General features: G+C 58.2%; 14 protein-coding genes. 13 read left to right on the top strand and 1 reads right to left on the bottom strand.

Annotation, left to right across the window (positions count from 1 at the left end; genetic code table 11):
• Window positions 1-284 precede the first annotated feature (284 nt).
• From dppA to AAH446_RS12215, 12 genes are all read left to right on the top strand, one after another.
• Entirely contained in the window at window positions 285-1,895 is a 1,611-nt protein-coding gene (dppA, locus tag AAH446_RS12270) for a dipeptide ABC transporter periplasmic-binding protein DppA (RefSeq protein WP_342906966.1), read from the top strand.
• A gap of 275 nt (window positions 1,896-2,170) precedes the next feature.
• Window positions 2,171-3,190: a dipeptide ABC transporter permease DppB gene (gene dppB / locus AAH446_RS12265; RefSeq protein ID WP_342906965.1), complete on the top strand. Its 1,020-nt coding sequence runs from the start codon at window positions 2,171-2,173 to the stop codon at window positions 3,188-3,190.
• 10 nt (window positions 3,191-3,200) lie between these two features.
• Window positions 3,201-4,103 (top strand): dipeptide ABC transporter permease DppC, encoded by a 903-nt coding sequence (dppC, locus tag AAH446_RS12260; protein WP_342906964.1) that lies wholly within the window; start codon window positions 3,201-3,203, stop codon window positions 4,101-4,103.
• Window positions 4,104-4,113: 10 nt separating this feature from the next.
• Window positions 4,114-5,100 carry a dipeptide ABC transporter ATP-binding protein gene (gene dppD / locus AAH446_RS12255; RefSeq protein ID WP_342906963.1) on the top strand — a complete coding sequence of 329 codons (987 nt, stop codon included), beginning with the start codon at window positions 4,114-4,116 and terminating at the stop codon, window positions 5,098-5,100.
• A complete protein-coding gene (dppF, locus tag AAH446_RS12250; protein WP_342906962.1) occupies window positions 5,090-6,097 on the top strand; it encodes a dipeptide ABC transporter ATP-binding subunit DppF in 1,008 nt (335 codons plus the stop codon). Before dppD ends, dppF begins: the two co-directional genes overlap by 11 nt.
• A 513-nt stretch (window positions 6,098-6,610) precedes the next feature.
• Window positions 6,611-7,282 (top strand): cellulose biosynthesis protein BcsO, encoded by a 672-nt coding sequence (bcsO, locus tag AAH446_RS12245; RefSeq protein ID WP_342906961.1) that lies wholly within the window; start codon window positions 6,611-6,613, stop codon window positions 7,280-7,282.
• Window positions 7,273-8,070 (top strand): cellulose biosynthesis protein BcsQ, encoded by a 798-nt coding sequence (gene bcsQ / locus AAH446_RS12240; protein WP_342906960.1) that lies wholly within the window; start codon window positions 7,273-7,275, stop codon window positions 8,068-8,070. The genes bcsO and bcsQ overlap by 10 nt, the downstream gene beginning before the upstream one ends.
• 92 nt (window positions 8,071-8,162) lie before the next feature.
• A complete protein-coding gene (bcsA, locus tag AAH446_RS12235) occupies window positions 8,163-10,265 on the top strand; it encodes a UDP-forming cellulose synthase catalytic subunit (RefSeq protein WP_342906959.1) in 2,103 nt (700 codons plus the stop codon).
• Window positions 10,262-12,832 carry a cellulose biosynthesis cyclic di-GMP-binding regulatory protein BcsB gene (gene bcsB, locus AAH446_RS12230; RefSeq protein ID WP_342906958.1) on the top strand — a complete coding sequence of 857 codons (2,571 nt, stop codon included), beginning with the start codon at window positions 10,262-10,264 and terminating at the stop codon, window positions 12,830-12,832. The genes bcsA and bcsB overlap by 4 nt, the downstream gene beginning before the upstream one ends.
• Before the next feature lie 8 nt (window positions 12,833-12,840).
• Window positions 12,841-16,647 carry a cellulose biosynthesis protein BcsC gene (locus AAH446_RS12225; protein ID WP_342907129.1) on the top strand — a complete coding sequence of 1,269 codons (3,807 nt, stop codon included), beginning with the start codon at window positions 12,841-12,843 and terminating at the stop codon, window positions 16,645-16,647.
• A 2-nt stretch (window positions 16,648-16,649) separates the two neighbouring features.
• Complete coding sequence (bcsD, locus tag AAH446_RS12220; RefSeq protein ID WP_342906957.1) at window positions 16,650-17,117, top strand: cellulose biosynthesis protein BcsD; 468 nt, start codon at window positions 16,650-16,652, stop codon at window positions 17,115-17,117.
• A 35-nt stretch (window positions 17,118-17,152) separates the two neighbouring features.
• Window positions 17,153-18,127, top strand: coding sequence for a glycosyl hydrolase family 8 (locus tag AAH446_RS12215; protein ID WP_342907128.1), 975 nt, complete (start codon window positions 17,153-17,155; stop codon window positions 18,125-18,127).
• Between the two features lie 62 nt (window positions 18,128-18,189).
• On the opposite strand, the gene bcsE is transcribed toward AAH446_RS12215, so the two are convergent.
• The gene (bcsE, locus tag AAH446_RS12210; protein ID WP_342906956.1) at window positions 18,190-19,710 is read right to left on the bottom strand and encodes a cellulose biosynthesis protein BcsE; all 1,521 of its coding nucleotides are present in this window, start codon (window positions 19,708-19,710) and stop codon (window positions 18,190-18,192) included.
• A gap of 427 nt (window positions 19,711-20,137) precedes the next feature.
• Here bcsE and hmsP point away from each other — a divergent pair, with 427 nt between their 5' ends.
• Entirely contained in the window at window positions 20,138-22,144 is a 2,007-nt protein-coding gene (hmsP, locus tag AAH446_RS12205; RefSeq protein ID WP_342906955.1) for a biofilm formation regulator HmsP, read from the top strand.
• The last annotated feature ends 53 nt before the right edge of the window (window positions 22,145-22,197 follow it).

Below are 22,197 nucleotides of genomic sequence, written 5' to 3'. Positions count from 1 at the left end.
TACCCTGGTTTTGGCCTGAAAGCGTTTTTTTTATATTTGCTTGCTGTTTCTCACACTCTGTGTAAATACCTCACAGTTGTATTGACGTTCACTGCAACAGTTGACAAATTGATGCCTCAGTGAACAAAAGAAGCAGAATTGTCTGATGCTTTTCACCGCGTCGGAACAACCCTGAACGACACGTCACCGATGCCGGAAGGCATCACGCCGGGGCCGCCATAAAAAAAACCAGGCCCTGCGTCAGTACACACAACACAACACCACATCACAATTGGAGCACAAGCATGCGTATTTCCCTGGCCAAGACAGGAATGCTGAAGGTAGGTCTGAGCCTGATCGCGCTCACCGTTGCCGCTGGCGTCCAGGCTAAGACCCTGGTTTATTGTTCTGAAGGTTCACCGGAAGGTTTTAACCCGCAGCTGTTCACTTCCGGCACAACCTATGACGCCAGCTCTGTGCCGATCTATAACCGTCTGGTGGAGTTCAAAACCGGCACCACGGAACTTCAGCCCGGCCTGGCTGAAAAGTGGGATATCAGTGAAGACGGTAAAACCTACACCTTCCACCTGCGTAAAGGCGTGAAGTGGCAGACAACCAAAGAATTTAAGCCAACCCGTGATATGAATGCCGATGACGTGGTCTTTACCTTTGAGCGTCAGCTGGACGAAAACAACAAATATCACAACGTCTCTGGCGGCAGCTATGAGTACTTTGAAGGCATGGACATGCCTGCCCTGATTAGCAAAATCGAGAAAGTGGACGACTACACCGTGCGCTTTGTGCTGACCCGTCCGGAGTCGCCGTTCCTGGCTGACCTGGGAATGGATTTTGCCTCGATCATGTCCGCGGAATACGCCGACAATATGCTGAAAGCCGGCACGCCGCAGCAGGTTGACCTGAAGCCGGTCGGCACCGGGCCGTTCCAGCTGGTGCAGTATCAGAAAGACTCCCGCATCCTGTATAAGGCGTTTGACCAGTACTGGGGCACCAAACCAAAAATTGACCGTCTGGTGTTCTCCATCACGCCGGATGCCTCCGTGCGCTACGCCAAACTGCAAAAAGGCGAGTGCCACGTCATGCCTTATCCGAATCCGGCAGATATCGCCCGCATGAAGGAAGATAAAAATATCAACCTGATGCAGATGCCGGGCCTGAACGTCGGCTACCTGTCGTTCAACACCGAGAAAAAACCGCTGGATAACGTGAAGGTTCGCCAGGCGCTGACGATGGCCGTGAACAAAGACGCGATTATCGACGCCGTTTACCAGGGCGCGGGCCAGACCGCTAAAAACCTGATCCCGCCGACGATGTGGAGCTACAACGATGAGGTGAAGGATTACGCTTACGATCCTGAGAAGGCGAAAGCGCTGCTGAAAGAAGCCGGTATGGCTGACGGTTTCTCGATCGACCTGTGGGCGATGCCGGTACAGCGTCCATATAACCCGAATGCCCGCCGCATGGCGGAGATGATCCAGAATGACTGGGCGAAAATTGGCGTGAAAGCCAAAATCGTCACCTACGAGTGGGGCGAGTACCTGAAGCGCGCCAAAGCGGGTGAGCATCAGACCGTGATGATGGGCTGGACCGGCGACAATGGGGATCCGGATAACTTCTTCGCTACCCTGTTCAGCTGCACCGCCGCGAAAGATGGCTCGAACTATTCTCGCTGGTGCTACAAGCCGTTTGAAGATCTGATTCAGCCAGCCCGTGCTGAAGCCGATCACAACAAACGTATTGAGCTTTACAAGCAGGCGCAGGTCGTGATGCATGACCAGGCACCCGCGCTGATCATCGCACACTCCACCGTGTATGAGCCGGTCAGTAAGAAAGTGTCAGGCTATATCGTCGATCCTTTAGGTAAGCATCACTTCGAGAACGTTGATATTCAGGAGTAATTCTTACCGGGTGCAGGGTTGAGCCAACGGATGGCACGGCGTACAGCATCGCTGCCTGGCAATACGCCAGGTGACGAGAACGTTACGCCGTGCTGGTTATCCGTCAGCCCGCACCCGGATGATGACTTTCTGAAATCATTCATTGAATTCATTCAATAGTTGTTGGGTAAAGGCGCTTTCACCGGCGTCGCGGTAGAGATCGCTCTGCCGCAAGATGTGAGCAAATATAATCCCGCAGGTTACGAGCCTGTGGGAACTTAACGAGAATCCGGAATATGTTGCAGTTCATACTCCGACGTCTGGGACTTGTCATCCCGACGTTTATTGGTATCACCCTGTTAACCTTCGCGTTTGTCCATATGATCCCGGGCGACCCGGTGCTGATTATGGCGGGCGAACGCGGTATTTCACCTGAACGCCATGCGCAGCTGCTGGCCCAGATGGGGCTGGATAAGCCGCTGTGGCAGCAGTACATCTCCTACGTCTATGGCGTACTTCATGGCGATCTGGGGATCTCCCTGAAAAGCCGCATTCCCGTCTGGAATGAGTTTGTTCCGCGCTTCAAGGCAACGCTTGAGCTGGGCATCTGCGCGATGATCTTTGCCGTCGCCGTGGGCATTCCGGCTGGCGTGCTGGCAGCCGTAAAACGTGGCTCCCTGTTTGACCACACCGCCGTGGGTATCTCCCTGACCGGCTACTCCATGCCGATCTTCTGGTGGGGCATGATGCTGATCATGCTGGTTTCCGTGCAGCTTGACCTGACGCCCGTCTCCGGACGAATAGGCGATACGGTGTTCCTGGATGATACGCAGCCGCTGACCGGATTTATGATATTCGACACCTTCTTCTGGGGTGAAGAGGGCGACTTTAAAGACGCCGTGATGCATATGATCCTGCCCGCCGTCGTGCTGGGGACTATTCCGCTGGCCGTGATTGTCCGCATGACGCGCTCTTCCATGCTGGAAGTGCTGGGCGAAGATTATATCCGTACCGCCCGCGCTAAAGGCCTGACGCGTCTCAGGGTCATTGTGGTTCACGCCCTGCGTAACGCGATGCTGCCCGTTGTGACCGTCATCGGACTTCAGGTGGGAACGCTGCTGGCGGGCGCCATACTGACCGAAACGATTTTCTCCTGGCCGGGATTAGGCCGCTGGCTGATCGATGCCCTCCAGCGTCGCGACTACCCGGTAGTTCAGGGTGGCGTGCTGATGGTGGCGACGCTGATTATTCTGGTCAACCTGCTGGTTGATGTGCTTTACGGCGTGGTTAACCCGCGCATTCGTCACAAGAAATAAGGGGGCCAGGATGTCTTTAGTCGATCCGAGCAGCGTCAGCGCTGCACCCAAGCCCATGACCCCTGTACAGGAGTTCTGGCACTATTTTAAGCGTAACAAAGGCGCGGTTATCGGCCTGGTTTACGTCCTTGCAATGTTCCTCATCGCGATCTTCGCGAACTTTATTGCTCCACATGCGCCATCGGAACAGTTTCGTGATGCGCTGCTGCACCCGCCGGTATGGCAGGAAGGCGGCAGCTGGCAGTACATTCTCGGCACGGATGACGTGGGCCGCGACGTGCTGTCCCGCCTGATGTACGGCGCGCGTCTGTCGCTGCTGGTTGGCTGTATGGTGGTGGTGCTTTCGCTGATTTTGGGCGTGATCTTCGGCCTGATCGCAGGCTACGTGGGCGGAGCAACGGACGCCATCATTATGCGTCTGGTCGACATCATGCTGGCGCTGCCAAGCCTGCTGCTGGCGCTGGTGCTGGTCGCGGTCTTCGGCCCCTCAATCGTCAACGCGTCGATCGCGCTGACCTTTGTGGCGCTGCCGCACTATATCCGTCTGACCCGCGCGGCGGTGCTGGTGGAAGTGCATCGCGACTACGTTACCGCCTCCAACGTGGCGGGCGCAGGCGCGCTGCGTCAGATGTTTATCAATATTTTACCAAACTGCCTTGCACCGCTAATAGTGCAGGCTTCGCTGGGCTTCTCCAACGCGATCCTGGATATGGCCGCGCTGGGCTTCTTGGGTATGGGTGCGCAGCCGCCAACGCCGGAGTGGGGCACCATGCTCTCCGACGTGCTCCAGTATGCGCAAAGTGCCTGGTGGGTCGTCACCTTCCCCGGTGTCGCAATCCTGCTGACGGTTCTGGCATTTAACCTGATGGGCGACGGTTTACGCGACGCCCTCGACCCGAAACTCAAGCAGTAAGAGGCACCCGATGGCGTTATTAAATGTAGACAAACTGTCGGTGCACTTCGGCGACGAAAAAGCACCGTTCCGTGCGGTTGACCGCATCAGCTACCAGGTCGAACAGGGCCAGGTGGTGGGCATTGTGGGCGAATCCGGCTCCGGGAAATCGGTCAGCTCGCTGGCGATTATGGGGCTGATTGATTTCCCCGGAAAAGTGATGGCTGACAATCTGGCCTTTAACGGTCGCGATCTGAAGCGCATCTCCGAAAAAGAGCGGCGCCAGCTGGTCGGTTCGGAAGTGGCGATGATTTTCCAGGACCCGATGACCAGCCTGAATCCGTGCTACACGGTCGGCTATCAGATTATGGAAGCGATTAAAGTGCATCAGGGCGGGAATAAAAGTACCCGCCGTCAGCGCGCTATCGATCTGCTGAATCAGGTGGGGATCCCCGATCCCGCCTCCCGCCTGGATGTTTATCCGCACCAGCTGTCGGGAGGTATGAGCCAGCGCGTGATGATCGCGATGGCCATCGCCTGCCGTCCGAAGCTGCTGATTGCGGATGAACCGACCACGGCGCTGGATGTGACCATCCAGGCGCAGATCATTGAACTGCTGCTGGATCTTCAGCGTCAGGAAAATATGGCGCTGATCCTGATCACCCACGATCTGGCACTGGTGGCCGAAGCCGCGCAGCACATCATCGTGATGTATGCGGGGCAGGTGGTGGAGACCGGTAAAGCGGTCGATATCTTTAAGGCGCCGCGTCATCCTTATACTCAGGCGCTGCTGCGTGCGCTGCCGGAGTTTGCGGCCGACAGGGCCCGTCTGGCTTCACTGCCGGGCGTGGTGCCGGGCAAGTACGATCGTCCGGAAGGCTGCCTGCTCAATCCGCGCTGCCCGTATGCCACCGATCATTGCCGCTCGGTCGAGCCTGAATTACGAGATATTCCGGGGCGTCAGTCCAAGTGTCATTACCCTCTGGACGATGCCGGGAGACCAACATATGAAGCCTGAACACGATAATTCGTCCCTGCTGATGCAGGCGATCGATCTGAAAAAACACTACCCGGTGAAAAAAGGATTTTTCGGCCAGGAGCAGCTGGTAAAAGCGCTGGATGGCGTCTCTTTTAACCTTGAACGGGGTAAAACGCTGGCGGTAGTGGGGGAGTCGGGCTGTGGGAAATCCACGCTGGGCCGCCTGCTGACGATGATAGAAACGCCGACGGAAGGTCAGCTCTTTTATCAGGGGCAGGATCTGCTGAAACACGATCCTGAGGCGCAAAAGCTGCGCCGTCAGAAAATCCAGATTGTTTTCCAGAACCCTTACGGTTCGCTTAACCCACGTAAAAAGGTCAGCCAGATCCTGGAAGAGCCGCTGCTGATCAACACCGACCTGAGCAAGGCCGAACGCCGGGAGAAGGTGCAGGCGATGATGGCTAAAGTGGGTCTGAAAACGGAGCATTACGATCGCTATCCGCATATGTTCTCCGGCGGCCAGCGCCAGCGTATTGCCATCGCCCGCGGCCTGATGCTTGACCCGGATGTGCTGATCGCCGATGAGCCGGTCTCCGCCCTGGACGTCTCGGTTCGTGCGCAGGTGCTGAACCTGATGATGGATTTGCAGGAAGAGTTAGGGCTCTCCTATGTGTTCATCTCCCACGATCTCTCGGTGGTGGAGCACATTGCCGATGAGGTGATGGTGATGTATCTGGGCCGCTGCGTGGAGCGGGGGACGAAGGAGGCGATTTTTGCCAATCCCCGTCATCCTTATACGCAGGCGCTGCTCTCCGCCACGCCGCGTCTGAATCCGGACGATCGCCGTGAGCGTATTAAGCTCACCGGCGAGCTGCCCAGCCCGCTCAATCCGCCGCCGGGCTGCGCCTTTAATGCGCGCTGTCGTCGTCGCTTCGGGCCCTGTACCCAGCTTCAGCCACAGCTGAAACAGTATGGCGATCAGCAGATCGCCTGCTTCGCCGTCGATCAGGATGAAGGAAAACCGGTCAACGTCTGAGTGTCTGCCCTGCCTGTAGTCCGCCCTTTACCGGTGCGGACTCTGTTTTGCCGCTGCGCCTCGTGGCGGCAAAACCTCTTCCGCCTGTCAGAGCGCTTTAAATCCCGCCTTTGCTATCAAAAACAAAGACTTAACTAATTCCTTCGTCATTTCCCTTAAGAAAATAACTGTTGCGCTTTTTATGCAATCTCGCCGCACGCCCTCAAAAAGTGTACCTGCGCTGAACATTCCGCACCCTTATCTGAAATTTGCGAGCAAGGTTGCAGATTGTTTGTTAAGTTTAACTGAAGGTTTGCCAGGGCGTGGAAATGCGGTTAATTCATTAACAGGCACAAAAGAATATAAGACGGAAATTAATGAGTTAACGCCGCTGCGACATTTAAGTTAAAGCTGAAATAACAACGGGGATTCAGTCTCAGCCTAATCATCGGGATGTTTAATCCTCCGGAGTAAATAATTCACTTAACATGGCGTTTTTAACACTAAGATTAATCTGATGAAAATAAAAATTGTATGTTATATTGCCGCGAAATCCTTCCACTCTCCGCGACAGCTCCCATGAAAAGCTATGACGATCTCCAGCGTTTTAAAGAAAAAACGCACACAAACCATATCGAATTCAAGGATATGTCTGGGCAGACAAAGAATTCAGACAGTACCGGCTGGGCGATAATTCAGCAGCTGTCAGATGAGGGCACCGGGAGCGGGCTGGGAAATGGCCAGCGCGTTGACGTGACGGCGCCTCAGCCCATGACGGAAGATATTTTCAGGTCGACGGCTGCGGCTGCGCCAGCGGCCCAGAATGAGCCGCAGGCTGCCCAGCGTCAACCCGCGCAGACGCCGCCGCGTACCGTCCAGCCGCAGAGCATCGCCGCGACGCTCTCGGCGAAGCCTGCCGCACAGCCCGCGGGATCGCTACTGGAGACGATTTCAGCCTCATTAAAGCCTGTTCAGAGAGAGATCGCAGAAGTTCCCGCTGAGGAAATTCCCGCTTTCTCCGGCTCCGCTAACGCGCCGGCACCGACGCTGTTCACTGCCGTATCGTCACTGCCTGTCGCTGCGCCGCCGGATGAACAACCTCGTTTTAAACAGCTATTCAGCTCGGTGCCGGAATCGCCGCAAACCCTGCTGCCGAAAGAGACGCTGCTTCAACCTCTTCTGGAGAGAATTGCCCTATGCCGTTAGTTTGTGTTTGTTCTCCCAAAGGTGGAGTGGGTAAAACCACGCTGGCCGCCAACCTGGCTTATACGCTGGCGCGCGGGGGCAGTAAGGTGCTGGCTATCGATTTTGACGTACAGAACGCCCTGCGCCTCCATTTTGGCGTGCCGCTGTCGGACGGGCGGGGCTTTGTGGCGAAGTCTGCCGAGTCGCCCGACTGGAGCCAGTCGATACTGACCACCGGCGGCAATATTTTCGTGATGCCGTATGGCGACGTTACGGAAGAGCAACGCGTTGAATTTGAAGATAATTTGTCGCGCGATCCGAACTTTCTCGCCCGGGGGCTGCACACCGTACTTAACTATCCGGGACTGGTGATCGTGGCCGATTTCCCTCCTGGCCCCGGCCCGGCGCTGAAGGCGCTGAGCGGGCTGGCCGATCTGCACGTGGTGGTGATGCTGGCGGACACCGCTTCGCTTTCGCTGCTGCCGCAGATTGAGAATGAGAAAATGATCGGTGGCCCGCTCAATCACCGTGCGGGTCACTATTTTGTGCTGAATCAGAGCGACAGTCGCCGGAATATCAGCCGGGACGTCACGGCATTTATGCAGCAGCGGCTGGGTGACCGGCTGCTTGGCGTGGTCAATCGTGATGAGAGCGTGGCGGAAGCCAACGCGTCGCAGCAGTCCATTTACGACTTCAGCCCGGTTTCCGCTGCCGCCTTTGATATTGAAATTGTCGGTAAACGTGTTTCTGCCCTGCTCGATATTAAGGTCGGCGATGGCGAGATGCATGCACCAATAAGATCGCGTTAAACAAGGGTTTAACCGTTCGGTAGGGATACCTGACACACCGTGGCGCGCCCGCGCCGCGGTAAAAAATAATAGTTTTGTTTTCAGGATGACTTATGAAAAAAGTCCTGTACTACCTGCTGCTGTTGGTATTATTGCCCGTCGCTGCAGTTATCGTGATCGTCCCGATGGACAGCGAGAAGCAATATATTTTTGGCCTGATCGCCATTGCCATTCTGTTTGTGTTAGGCATAAGCAAAAGCCACAAAACGTCTATGGTAATGGTGTTTCTCTCTGCGCTGATGTCAACGCGTTATATATACTGGCGTGCGACAGAAACCCTTTCCTTTAATTCAGAAGTTGAAGCTATTCTGGGTATCGGCTTATTTGCTGCCGAGATCTACGTCTGGGTGATCCTGCTGCTGGGCTATCTGCAAACATCATGGCCGCTTAAGCGAACCATCGAACCGATGCCGGATGACATTAGCCTCTGGCCGACCGTGGACATCTACGTGCCGAGCTACAATGAAAGCCTCGACGTGGTGCGCGATACCGTGCTGGCGGCGCAGTGCATTGATTACCCCCGGGATAAGATAAAAATCTATCTGCTGGATGACGGCAAGCGCAGCGAGTTTGCCGTTTTTGCGGCCGATGCGGGCGTGGGCTATATCACCCGCGACGATAACCGTCACGCGAAAGCGGGTAACCTCAACCATGCGATGCGCATTACCAAAGGCGAACTGATTACCGTTTTTGACTGCGATCATGTGGCGACCCGCGCTTTCCTGCAGGCGACCGTCGCTCCCTTCCTGAAAGATCCGAAGCTGGCGCTGTTACAGACGCCACACTATTTTTACTCGCCCGATCCCTTTGAACGTAACCTGAAAGCTGCCCGGGAAGTGCCGAACGAAGGGGCGCTGTTCTATGGGCCCGTTCAGCAGGGCAATGATAACTGGAACGCCACCTTCTTCTGCGGCTCCTGTGCGGTCATTCGCCGGTCGGCGCTGGAAGAGATTGGCGGCTTCGCCACTGAAACCGTGACCGAAGATGCCCATACCGCGCTGAAGATGCAGCGCCGTGGCTGGAAATCGGCGTTCCTGGCCCTGCCGCTGGCGGCTGGGCTGGCGACTGAACGTCTGGGTCTGCATGTGGTGCAGCGCACCCGCTGGGCCCGCGGCATGACGCAGATTTTCCGCGTGGACAATCCGCTGCTGGGGCGCGGGCTGAAGTGGCAGCAGCGTCTCTGCTATCTCAACGCCATGCTGCACTTCCAGTTCGGTCTGCCGCGCGTCGTCTTCCTGACCGCGCCGCTGGCCTATTTGCTGTTTAACCTCAACATCATTCACTCTTCCGCCAGCCTGATTTTTGCCTATGTGTTGCCGCACCTGGTGATGTCGCTCTACGTCAACTCACGGATGAATGGGCGCTTCCGCGCCACCTTCTGGGGGGAGATTTACGAAACGGTGATGGCGTTCCACCTGGTTATCCCGACGCTGTTGACCATGATTTCGCCAAAGCACGGCAAATTCAACGTGACGGATAAAGGCGGCCTGCTGGACGTCGGCTTCTTCGACTTTAACATTGTGCGCCCGCACGTTATCTGCGCCACGCTGCTGATGATTGGTGTGGTGAGCGGAACGGTACGGGCCGTGGCGCATGACTATTTTGGCGTTGATCCCTGGGTTATCGCCCTGAACGTCGGCTGGGCGCTGTTCAGCCTGATTATCCTGATGGCGGCGATTGCCGTCGCCCGTGAAACCAGGCAGACGCGTAAAACCATCCGTATTGATGTGGAGATCCCGGTTGTGCTGCACTACGCCAGCGGCATCTCCTCGCGCACCTCCACGGTCAATTTATCGATGGGCGGCGCGCAGATCGCGGCCCCGGATAACCGGTACGAAACCGATGAAATTGAGGCGATCGATCTGATGCTTCAGTCGGGTGCGATTTCCATTCCGGTCAGCTTGATTGGCGCAGACGAGGACGTGATCCGCCTGAAGTTTGATGAGATCCCACTTTCCCGTCGTCGTGAGCTGGTGCGCGTTGTCCTGTCGCGTGCCGACGCCTGGATTAAACCGGAAGGGCCGAAAGATAAGCCGTTGCGCTCGCTGGTAACGATTGTTCGTACCGTATTTGAACTGTTCTGGCTGACCTGGAAAGATCGGGGCTCAAAACGACAGCCACAGGCCGCGAAGGCTGAAGAGGATGGCGTGGCATGAAGTGGATATTACCTGCACTCTGTTTTACCAGCGTACTGACGCTGAGCGCTGCCTGGGCCGCGCCTGACAGCGTCACCCAGGACAGCGGCGCGCTGTCGCAAATTCCTCCGCCTGCGGGCGTGGGCGGGCGTGATGCTGAGGCCACGCCTGAGCCAGCAACGACGGAAAGTAGCGAAGCACAGGGGCAAGCTGAGCCCGCGCAGCCTGTAGCAGATCCGGCGGCAACGAGTAACAACGAGCAGCCCGATCCTGCTTTAGCAGAAGCGAGCGAACAGCCCGAACCTGCCTCACTGGATGCCAGCGAGCGTCCCGGCCCGGCTGGTACGCCGCTGCTGCCTGCCAGTTTGCCGCCGCTGCCAACGGTGAGTGGCGCACCGGCTGCACCCGCCAGCACTATGCTGAACCAGCCGCTCTCAAGTACCGTCACGGTAAGGCAGATGGGGCAGAGCGAAGGGATCCTGCTGAGCGGCGGTCAGCTGCAGTCGGGCATCGTCTTTACGCTGCCTGGCGATGAAGTGATCACCAACGCGCGTCTGAACCTGGCGCTGAAAGTCTCTCCGGCGCTGGCGGCCCGTAACACCTCCCTGCAATTGATGCTCAACGGTCAGCCGCTGGGCACGCTACCGCTCAGCGCGTCGGCCCAGGCCAGCGAGGAGTATGAGCTTGATATTCCCGCGGCGATGGTGGTCTCCAACAACAATCTCAGCTTCAAAATTAATGATGCGGAGCAGCTGTTGTGCGAGCGTGACAGCGCCAGTCAGTATCAGGTCACCATTTTGCCTGAAACAGCGCTGTCGCTCGAAGGACAGCAGCTGAACATGGGCAACAGCCTGCGTAATTTCCCGCGTCCTTTTGTCGATCCGCTGCGGATGACGCCCGCCAGCGTGCCGATGGTGTTCGGCCAGGCGGTGACGCCGGGTAAAGTCAGCGCGGCGGCTATTCTCTCTTCCTGGCTTGGTATCCAGAGCGACTATCGCGGGATTAGTTTCCCGGTGCTGCGTAATCAACTGCCGGAGAAAAACGGCATTATCTTCGCCCAGCCGGGCGAGAGGGTTGGCGGGCTGGCGGTGCCAGAAGTCACCGGCCCGACGCTGCGGATGGTCGATAACCCGGTCAATCCGGTGTACAAGCTGATGCTGGTGATCGGTAAGAATGATGATGAGCTGCGGCAGGCGGCCTGGCGGCTGATTCAGCCGCTGAACGTGGAGGAATCTTCTCTGGCGGTTGCCGGGCAGACCCTCCCGGTCAGCAAACCTTATGATGCGCCGCGCTGGATCAATACCGATCGTCCGGTGCGGCTCAGCGAGCTGCTGCGCAAAGATCAGAGCCTGACCACGACCGGCATCTGGCATGACGCCCTGCGGGTGAACTTCCGCGCCGCGCCCGACCTTTTCCTGTGGGATGGCGACACGCTGCCGGTTCAGGTGAACTACCGTTTCCCGGCCGAAAGCTGGATAGATGAGGAGAAATCTTTCCTTAACGTCAGCCTGAACGGCACTTTCCTGCGCAATCTGTCGGTCAATAAAGTGGGCCTGCTGGAGAATATCTGGCACCGGCTGGGCGGCGACGCGCGGCAGGAGCGCTACACGCTGAAGCTCGATCCCTATCTGATCTATGGCGATAACCAGCTCCAGCTCTATTTTAATATCAAACCGAAGGCCAACGCGCCCTGTAGCGTACTGACCAACAACAATATCAAAAGCCGCATTGAAGATGACTCGTATATCGATTTGAGCCATACGCGCCACTTCACCCTGCTGCCCGATCTCTCCTATTTTGTGGGCGCGTCGTTCCCGTTTACGCGGCTTGCCGACTATTCGCAGACCGTGCTGATGCTACCGGCGGCACCAAGTGATGCGGAGATCGGCACTTTGCTGGATCTGGCCGGACGCTCCGGCAACGCCACCGGCGTGGCCCTGAAACATAACAGCGTTATGTTCGGCGTGCCTGCGGGTGGCGGCGCCTATGAGCGTCTGCAAAACAGCGATGTGCTGGCAGTCACGACCCTGGCCCAGACGCCTTTCACCCGCGCCATGTTGCAGAATTCACCTTTTGAAGTGAGCAGTCACACGCTGGGCGTGAAGGAGCCGACGCTGCTGGATAACCTGCGCGGCTGGCTGACCGGCGACTGGTTCCGCCAGGCGGTGGAGGCCGATCGTTACTTATCCTCCAACGAGGACTGGCGAGGGTTTGTCAGCTACCGCTCCCCGTGGAATGCGTCACGCCTGGTGGTGGTGACGGTGGCGACCGACGATGCCCAGCTTACCAGCCTGCATCGCGACATGACCCTACAGCGTATCAATGCGGGTATTCGCGGCGATACGGCAATTATTACCGATGAAAACGGGATCCGCAGTTTCCGCGTCGGGCCGCAGTTCCCGAGCGGGCAGATGCCCTGGTACATGATGGTGGTGTGGTACGCCAACCAGCACGCGGTTGTACTGGCGCTGCTGGCGCTGCTGATCTCCACCCTTGTCGGGCTGAGCACCTGCGTACTGCTGAAGCGCCACGCCTGGAAGCGGCTGAACCCGCAGAATGATTCCCGATCCTCTGGCGAGAAGAAGTGAAGACCATGATGAAAATGACAATACTGACCGCCAGACTTCGCCTGATGTGGGTCCCCGGCCTGACGCTCGCCGCGTCGGTATTCGCCTTCCCAACGCTTGCGGCCGAGAGTAATCCGGCCCTGCAGGCGCTGTTCGACCAGGCTAACTACTGGCATCAGAAAGCCCACGATGACCTCGCCCGCGACGCGCTGAACAAAGTGCTGATGGTCGACGGCAAGAATACCCAGGCGATGTATCTTATGGCGCTGTGGGCGCAGCAGGGCGGTGATAACGCGACGGCGGAGAAATGGCGCACCCGCCTCAGCGACGTCTCCCCCCAGGATCCGCGCATGGTGGAACTGGATAACGCACGTCAGCTGCGGGCGATCCCCGCCGCCCAGTTAACGCTGGCTCGTCAGCAGGCGAGCAGCGGAAATATCGCCGCCTCGCTGCAAACCTGGCGCAATACCTTCAGCGGTAACGAGCCACCGGCCAGCGTTGCGGCTGAGTACTATCTGACCATGGCAGGCGACCGCACGCTGCTGCCGCAGGCGGTGGATAATCTGCGCCAGTTCTCCGCGCAGCATCCGCAGGATATTGGCGCGAAGCTGGCGTTAGGTAAGGCGCTGACCTATCAGGAGCCGACCCGTCGGGAAGGACTCCAGATGCTCGAAGCCCTGGCGGACGGCAATGCGGAGGCGGATCGTTCGCTGCGGCAGGCGCTGCTCTGGCTGGCACCGCAGCCTGATGATGCGGCGCGCTACCAGACTTACCAGCAGCGTCATCCTCAGGACAGCGCGGTGATGGCGTACTTCCGTAAAAACGTCGGCGGCGCTGAGAAAGGCCAGGGCTTCACAGCCCTGAACAGCGGTGATGTCTCCGGCGCCCAGAGCGCTTTTAATCGCGTACTTGAGGCCAGCCCGGAGGATGCGGATGCGCTGGCCGGACTGGGCTATGTTGCGCAGCGCAGCGGCGACTATGCCGCCGCCGCTGACTATCTCGATCGCGCCGCAAAGCAGGGTGGCGAAAACGCGCAGCAGCGTCAGCAGCAGGCAACTGATGCCCGCTTCTATGCCCAGCTGGCGGCGGCTCAGCAGGCGATGAAATCCGGTGATACGGCGCAGGCGCTGAGCCTGAGTGAGCCGCTAACCCAGGCCGAAGGTGAAAAGGGCCTCTCCGCCAGGCTGTTCCGCGCTGACGTCCAGCGCCGCAGCAATCAGCCCGAAGCCGCCGAGCAGACCTATCGCGCCGTGCTGGCAGGCGACCCCGATAACCGCGCGGCGAAAGAAGGGCTGTTCTATGTGCTGCGTCAGCAAAACCGTAGCGAAGAGGCCAGCACGCTGCTTTCTTCGCTGCCCGCCAGCGTGCGGGAGAGCGTGACGCCGCGGCCCGCCGTCACCAGCGAGCCGGTTCGCCGTCAGGCTAAGCAGGCGCTCGACGCGGGTAATCCGCAGCAGGCCATTACCCTGCTTCAGCAGGGCATGCAGCGCTTCCCGAACGATGCCTGGCTGCGTCTCGATCTCGCCCGGATTTACCAGCAGCAGGGCAATACCAGCCTGGCCGCCGGGGTGATGCAGCCCGCCTTCCGGCAGGGTGCCAGCAGCAACGAAATCTATGCCGGTGCGCTGTTTGCCAGCGAAAGCGGCGCGTGGCAGCAGGCGCAGTCACTGCTTGCGCGCATTCCGGCACGCAGCCAGAACGGCGCGATGCGTGACCTCTCCCGCCGGGTGAACTTCAACCTGCAAATGGCCGTGGCGCAGCAATATCTGGCGCAGGGCGCAAATGCGGCAGCGGCGAATACGCTGAAGGCGCTGGCGGTCAATCCTCCGGAGAATCCGGCGGATGTGGGAAACCTGGCGGAAGCGCTGGCCGATGCCGGCGATATCACCACGGCAGTCTCTCTGGTGCGCAGCAATATGCAGCAGGGCGTCAGGGGCGACGCGGGCGATTATGCGGCTCAGGTGGCGGTGCTGAACCAGGCTGGCCTGAGCGGAGAAGCGCAGAGCTTCCTGCGCAACCCGGAACTGCAATCCCGCAGCACGCCAGCCCAGCTGGCGGGGATTCAGAATGGCTATGTCATTCAGGAAGCCGATCGTCTGCGCGAGCAGAAACAGTATGCCGCCGCTTACGACAAACTGATTGGCGCGTTGCAGCACGATCCGCAGAATAGCGATCTGATGTTCGCCATGGGACGGCTTTACCAGTCCGGCAAGATGAACAAAGAAGCGGGCGTCGTCTATGACTACCTGATGACCCGAGACACGCCAACGCAGGATGCCCGCGTGGGCGCCATCGACGTGGCGCTCGCCAGTAACGACCTGCCGAAAGCGAAAAGCCTGGCGGCGGGGCTGCGCGGCGAGCAGACGCCGGAACGCCTGCTGTTAATGGCGCGCGTGGCGGAAGCCGACGGCGAGCATCAGCAGGCGCTGTCCTACCTGCGAACCGCGCGCGGTAAGATGATCGGCCTTGAGGGCGCCACGACCGGCACCACCCCGGTCATCGGCGGGATGGCGCTGACGGATAATCCGTTTATCAACAGAACCACGCTCTCCACGCGTCGTTCGCCTTCCGCCTATGGCACCGTAATGCCCTGGCAGCAGGATGCTGGCAGCAGCGATACGGTGCTTCAGACCGCTGGCGTCAACGTGCCATCGCAACAGAACCAGACGCTGCATCAGATCGATACCATGATGGATACCCTGGAGGAGCGTACCGGGACCTGGACGCAGGGTACTGTGCAGGTCAGAGGACGCGATGGCGAATCAGGCCTCAGCAAGCTGACCGAGGCGAAAGCGCCGCTGACCTGGTCAACGGTGCCTTACGGCGATACGCGCTTCGACTTTACGCTGACGCCGGTCACCCTCAGCGCGGGCAGCCCTTCCGGCAGCGCCCTGTCGCGCTTTGGTACGCAGGCGCTTGAGCAGGGCCGCATAGCGCAGGCGAACGACATCGATCCCGGCGAAGTGAAGCTTAACTCACCTGGATCGCAGAACGCCTCCGGCGTTGAGGTGAACCTCGGCCTGACCAACGATAATTTTAAAATCGATCTTGGCTCCACGCCGCTGGGGCAGGATCTCAGCACGCTGGTGGGTGGCGTTCAGTGGTCACCTAAGCTGACGGACTATCTGACGCTGATCCTGACCGGCGAGCGCCGCGCTGTCACCGACAGCCTGCTCTCCTACGTGGGCGTTGAAGATAAGCTGAGCGGCAAGCGCTGGGGCCGTGTGACGAAGAACGGCGGTAACGCGCTGTTGAGTTATGACAATGGCGATGCCGGATTCTATTTCGGTGCCGGCGGCTACAGCTACATCGGTGAAAACGTCAAGAGTAACCAGAGTATTGTCGGCAACGCGGGAGCCTATGTGCGCCCGTTCCACGACGCCAGCGGCGAACTGAAAACCGGTATCAGCATCAGCTGGATGGATTTCTCGAAAAACCTCAGCTACTACAGCTACGGCCAGGGGGGATACTTCAGCCCGCAGGACTTCGTGGCGGTTTCCTTCCCCGTTGACTGGAGCCGGAACTACGACGATCTGAAAATGTCCGTGGGCGGTTCAGTAGGCTATCAATCCTATTCACAGGATCGCAGCGCCTGGTTCCCGACCGATCCGGAGAAGCAGGCCCAGCTTGAGGGCTTTGCGGACAGAGGCTACGTTGAAGATGCTTACTATGAAGGCAGCAGCAAAAACGGCATTGGCTATAATCTGCACGCCGGCGCGGACTACAAGGTGAATAAAGATGTGACCATTGGTGGACAGCTGGGCTACGACACTTTTGGTGATTACAACGAAAGCACCGCCAGACTTTACTTCCGCTATATGCTCGGGGACAAATAAGCATGAGTGACTTACAGGATCGTACCCTGCACTACTATCGCCAGCAGCAGTCTCAGCCGGGCTGGTTCGATCTGCTCAGCCTGATGATTAACGGCATGTTACGCAATGGCGGCGAGCAGGAAAGCCACGCTTTTCTGCAACAGATGGGGGAGGATTTGGCAACACGCTACCCTCTGGGCGCCGCGCGGACCGTGGCAGACCTGGAAGCTCAGATTAACCAGGTTCTGGCACGCTTTAACTGGGGCTTCGTCGATCTGGCCCCGCGTGAGACCTCGCTGCTCATCTGTCACCATGCTTTGCCGACAGGAGATGGGCAGATGGCGGCGCAGAAGTGGCATCAGGCGCTGGGCGCGGTGCTGACCGGCCTCTACGCCCGCTGGCTGCGCGATCAGGGCGGCAGTCAGGCCGTCCCTGTGCTGTGTGAAGCAACCGACAGCGAAACAACGCTGAATTTCCGCTACCAGATGTAAGGAACAGGATAATGAGGTTTCTCAGGGCGAGTATGATGGTGCTGGCGTTAATGGCAGGCTGCGTGCAGGCGAGCGCGGCGGAAGGCTGGGGGGCGTTCAAAGGTCGCTATATGACCAGCGAAGGCCGCGTGCAGGATACCGGCAACAATAACATCAGCCACACTGAAGGGCAGGGCTACGCGATGCTGATGGCGGTGTGGTACAACGACCGCAGCGGCTTTGACAGCCTGTGGCGCTGGACGCAGCAGTACCTCCAGAATCCGCAGACCGGACTGTTCTACTGGAAATACGTTCCCTCAGCCGCCGATCCTGTTGCCGACAAGAACAACGCGTCCGATGGTGATGTCCTGATCGCCTGGGCGCTGCTAAAAGCGGGAGAGAAATGGCATAACAACGCTTATCTGGCCGCGTCGGATCGGATTCAGAAGGCCATCATTGCGCGGGACGTCATCACCTTTGGCGGCTATACGGTGATGCTTCCGGGTAATAATGGTTTTAATAAAACCAGCTATGTAGTGCTTAACCCTTCTTATTTCCTCTTTCCGGCGTGGCGCGACTTTGCCCGTCGCAGTCATCTGAAAGTCTGGAATACGCTGATCGATAGCGGCATGGCGCTGCTGGAAAAAATGCGCTTTGGCGAGGCGGGCCTGCCGGTTGACTGGGTGGCGCTGAACGCCGACGGCAGCGTTGCGCCTGCCACCGCATGGCCGCCGCGCTTCAGCTACGATGCCATACGCGTACCGCTCTATCTTTACTGGTACGATCCGCAAAGTTTGCAGCTGGTTCCGTTCCAGCGCTTCTGGATGAATTTTTCACGGTCACAGACCCCGGCGTGGATCGATGTGCTGAGCAATAACAAAGCGCCCTATAACATGGCGGGCGGCCTGCTGGCGGTGCGGGATTTGACCCTCAGTCAGAGTCAGTTCCTCAGTGACCGGCTGTATGACAAAGAGGATTACTACTCCTCCAGCCTGCGGCTGCTGACCTGGCTGGCGCTGAAAGATCGGTAAGAAAAAAGCGTGCCTCCGGCACGCTTTTTTGATCTTATCCACCGTGAGCCTGCGCCGCTCTGTCAGGAGGTTTCATCCGGGGGGGCTTCATCCGGCATGTGATCGTGAGGGAGGTTGCGGAAAGTAAGAACGTCCCCGGCATGCACGCTCTGCGGGCGGTCACTCTGTCCGGTCTGCTCGCTGATAAGGCCGATAATCTCTGCATCCTTATGCCATACCGTGCGGCGACTGAACATATGCTCATGGGGCTGGCGAAAGATGAACCGGAGGGCGGTATCCAGATCGCTGTAGCGGCAGGAGGAGAGGAACAACCAGAGTTTCTCTTCCGCCAGCGTGACCACATCGCCAAAGCGACGCGGTTTGCAAAGTTCTAACGCCTCTGTGGCAGAGAGTTCGGGCACCGTATCGAGGGCGATCAGCAACCCCTTACTGTTTTCCGGCAGCAGCGCGTTGTTGATGCGCCCGGTGACAGAACGGAAAAAGCATGCTGGTGGTAAATAGCCTCTTTCCTGCAAAGGGTGGATGGATCTGAGCAGTGCATCCAGTTCGGCAGGGACGTGACGATTATAAGCGTGCCCCTGAATCCCCTCCAGGATAGCGAACAGGCGCGACACCGGCGCGGTAAAGGGAACAATGGCGTTAACGCCGCAGGCAAGCAGAAGACGCTCGTTGCTGTAACGCAGCGCGGCTTGTTTTTCGCGCACCACAATTTTCAACGCGCTGCCCCGGCTGCGGCGCAGGCTGTGAATATGGCTCGCCAGGCTGGCTATCTCTTCACTGTGGTGCAGGGAAAACACCACGGTAGCGGCCTCTGCCTGGCGGGCGCGGCTGTACAGCTCAGCATTATTCTCAAACAGGCGCCAGTGGCTGGCGTCCGGCGCGGCATCCTCAAGTACGGACTTCTCCACCAGATAAAGCTGCACATCATCCGGCACTGGCGGCGCAGCCTGTTGTTCATCACTTATCTGTGTAAACCGCCCGGCAGTTAATGACAGCCGTAATGTCCGGTCAGTCAGCATACCGTCGTTATCTGTCCACCAGCTGATGCGGTAATCCCAGTGGTCATGATGCCGGCTGAGATGGGACAGGCCGCTAAGATAACGGTAAAAAGTTTGCAGCTGCGGACGAAGGGGATTGGTTTCCGGCGTGGCGGTAATAATGAGCAGGGTGGATTGCTGGGCGGCGATAAAAGCCTGCATTTTTTTCATCCAGCGATAGCGCGTATCTGCGGAGAGCATCTCCCACAATGAGGCTGTGGTGAAAAAGAGGATAACGCCGGGCGAGCGCGGAAGGATGGCCGCCGGATCGTCAGCCAGCCCCATCACCGCCTCTTCCGTCTCCGGCAGAACGATCGGCGCAACAGCGGCCGGATCGTCAGAGAGCAGAACGTCATGCCCCATTCCCGAATGGATAAGCGCAACCGGGTGCTGGGTGCTGACGCACTGCCGTGCCAGCAGACGCGCATCTTCCTCAGGGTTCACCGTTACCCAGTAGCAGCCCGCCGGCTGCATCCTCATACATGCCTGTGTGGCCTGTCCGAAACCCAGGGTGAAAGCGGACGTTGCTTTTTTTGTATCACTCATAGTTCAGGACCTTAGGGGTAGCCCGATTGACGTGAAGCTTTTCCAGGCTATTTTGCCAATATACCTGACTAGTTAAGGCAAACCCATTGAAACACGACTTAAGACTTTTCTTAAGTATAGCGAGGGATTTTTTTTGCTTATCGCCGAGATGGACGCGGGTATCGATATGCCGCGGGTAACAGATTATACTTGCCGCGGCGTCAGGTTTACGCGCGTTCTTTACAAAGGGCGCTCTGAACGGGCCGCCCCGGGTGTTCATGCGGTTTCCCGTCCGCCCGTTCAGGCAAAAAAGGCCGCTTTATCCCCGGAAAAGCCTTAATCGGGCGCTTACCGTGCGGGATAACTTAACAAGTAGCCGCCATACGATATACTCAGGACAGTTTTTGCTGCCCGCCCGGGGTGGCATACAGGATGTTGGAGAGCAGGCTTGCGCGTCAGTCGTTCATTAACGATAAAACAGATGGCGACCATATCGGGCGTTGCGGTTGTCACCATCTCTATTTTTATCGTCATTCAGCTTTTCCACTTTGTGCAGCAGCGCAGGATTGACTACGCCCAGCAGATGGAAAATGTGGCCCATACCGTGCGGGTGCCGCTGGCGCAGGCGGTGCTGAAGGCGGATATCAGCCAGGCTGAAGTGATCCTGAATTCGCTGAAACCGGCGGGGATTTTGGGCCGGGCGGAGGTCGTGCTGCCCGATGGGCTTCAGGCGCTGCATACCGATTTCGAACCTGCAAAGCCGGTCCCTGAACTCATCGCAAAAGTGTTTGAGCTGCCGGTGCAGATCACCGTGCCGCTCTATTCTGTTGAGCCATCTAATCCTAAACCGATGGCGCTGCTCATCCTTCAGGCAGACTCATGGCGGGTCTATCAGTTTATCCTCAGCGCCGTCTCAACGATGGTTACCACCTATCTTCTGCTGGCCCTGATCCTCTCCGTAGCGATCAGCTGGTGTATTAATAAGCTGATCGTGCGTCCACTGGGTAAAATTGCCAACGAGCTGCAGGCGCTACCGGCACAGGATGTGATTACCCATCAGCTGGCGCTGCCCAACCGTCACCGCAATGATGAGCTGGGGATGCTGATCCGCAGCTATAACCGCAATCAGAAGGTGGTGGAATCGGTTCATGATGAGATGAGCCAGCTGACCACCCGGTTCGCACTGACTAACCTGCCCAATAAGGCGCTGTTCCTGGCACTGCTTGAACAGCATCTCAGCGCCATCCCCGATGGCGAAATCTTTACGGTAATGGTGCTGCGCATAGAGACGCTGGAGGACGCGAACGGCGTGGTGACGGATGAACAGCGGGACGCGCTGCTGCTTACGCTGCTGGAAAAGATCCGCGGCTGTATTGATGATGCCACGGTCGTGGGGCAGCTCTCCCTTAGCGACTTTGCGCTGCTCGTTAAGCGGGCGAATAACCCTTTCCGCGCCATGCGGCTGGCGAGGGTATTGCTGATGCGCCTTAACCAGCCGGTGACGCTGCATCAGATGCAGCTGCGGCCTGTTCTCAGTATCGGCATCACCCAACGTGCCGCCAGCCAGACGACCGCTCAGGATTTTCTCAGCCGCGCGGCCTCGGCGATGATGTCGGCTCACCAGCAGGGTAAAAATCAGATTTTATTCTTCGATCCGGCCATGATGGCGCGAGCGCACAAACGCCTGACGCAGGAGTACGACATCCTGCAAGGCCTGGCTGAAGGGGAGTTCAGGCTGTTTCTGCAACCGCAGGTGGATATGCACAGCGGCAGGCTGGTGGGGGCCGAAGCGCTGCTTCGTCAGCATCAGCCGGACGGCAGCTGGGCGCTGCCGGAAGAGCTGATTGTCAATGCCGAGGAGATTGGCGTGATCGGTTCGCTGGGGCGCTGGGTGTTTGAAGAGTCGTGCCAGGTACTGGCCGACTGGCAGAAACAGGGCATTGCACTGCCGCTGAGCGTCAATCTCTCCGCCGTGCAGCTGCGGGAGCCGGATATGGTGACGCACCTCCGCGATCTTATCCAAAAACACCGTATTACGCCAGGCAGCCTGATGCTGGAAATCACCGAGACTGCTCAGATAGGCGAGCCAGAGAAGGCGCTGCGGCTGTTGAGCGAGCTTCAACAGGTGGGTGTCGCCGTGGCGCTGGATGATTTTGGTATGGGCTACGCCAATCTGAACTGGCTCAGCCAGTTTAAATCATTGCCCGTCAGCAAGCTGAAAATGGATCGCAGCTTCGTCTGTATGCTGCCGCATGATGACACTATGGTACGCATCGTGGCCGCCATTGCGGAGATTGTCGGGCTGGATGTCATTGCCGAGGGCGTGGAAACCGCCGATCAGCGCGACTGGCTGCTGGCGCGTGGGATTCAGATAGGCCAGGGGTATCTCTACTCGGAGGCGCTGCCGGTCGCCTCATTCAACCAGAAGTATTTTTCCCCGGCACCGCAAGCTTAGCGGTCATCCTCTACCTATCAGTGGCCCTGTTGTCCTTTTTCTTTTGATCAAAA

This window comes from Erwinia psychrophila (assembly GCF_039023475.1).
Taxonomy (GTDB): Bacteria; Pseudomonadota; Gammaproteobacteria; order Enterobacterales; family Enterobacteriaceae; genus Erwinia.
This window is presented reverse-complemented; position numbering and strand designations above follow the sequence as displayed.

Coding starts and splice junctions, on each gene's coding strand:
- dppA (WP_342906966.1), top strand. CDS start 285: ATGCGTATTTCCCTGGCCAAGACAGGAATGCTGAAGGTAGGTCTGAGC.
- dppB (WP_342906965.1), top strand. CDS start 2,171: ATGTTGCAGTTCATACTCCGACGTCTGGGACTTGTCATCCCGACGTTT.
- dppC (WP_342906964.1), top strand. CDS start 3,201: ATGTCTTTAGTCGATCCGAGCAGCGTCAGCGCTGCACCCAAGCCCATG.
- dppD (WP_342906963.1), top strand. CDS start 4,114: ATGGCGTTATTAAATGTAGACAAACTGTCGGTGCACTTCGGCGACGAA.
- dppF (WP_342906962.1), top strand. CDS start 5,090: ATGAAGCCTGAACACGATAATTCGTCCCTGCTGATGCAGGCGATCGAT.
- bcsO (WP_342906961.1), top strand. CDS start 6,611: ATGTTATATTGCCGCGAAATCCTTCCACTCTCCGCGACAGCTCCCATG.
- bcsQ (WP_342906960.1), top strand. CDS start 7,273: ATGCCGTTAGTTTGTGTTTGTTCTCCCAAAGGTGGAGTGGGTAAAACC.
- bcsA (WP_342906959.1), top strand. CDS start 8,163: ATGAAAAAAGTCCTGTACTACCTGCTGCTGTTGGTATTATTGCCCGTC.
- bcsB (WP_342906958.1), top strand. CDS start 10,262: ATGAAGTGGATATTACCTGCACTCTGTTTTACCAGCGTACTGACGCTG.
- AAH446_RS12225 (WP_342907129.1), top strand. CDS start 12,841: ATGAAAATGACAATACTGACCGCCAGACTTCGCCTGATGTGGGTCCCC.
- bcsD (WP_342906957.1), top strand. CDS start 16,650: ATGAGTGACTTACAGGATCGTACCCTGCACTACTATCGCCAGCAGCAG.
- AAH446_RS12215 (WP_342907128.1), top strand. CDS start 17,153: ATGGTGCTGGCGTTAATGGCAGGCTGCGTGCAGGCGAGCGCGGCGGAA.
- bcsE (WP_342906956.1), bottom strand. CDS start 19,710: ATGAGTGATACAAAAAAAGCAACGTCCGCTTTCACCCTGGGTTTCGGA.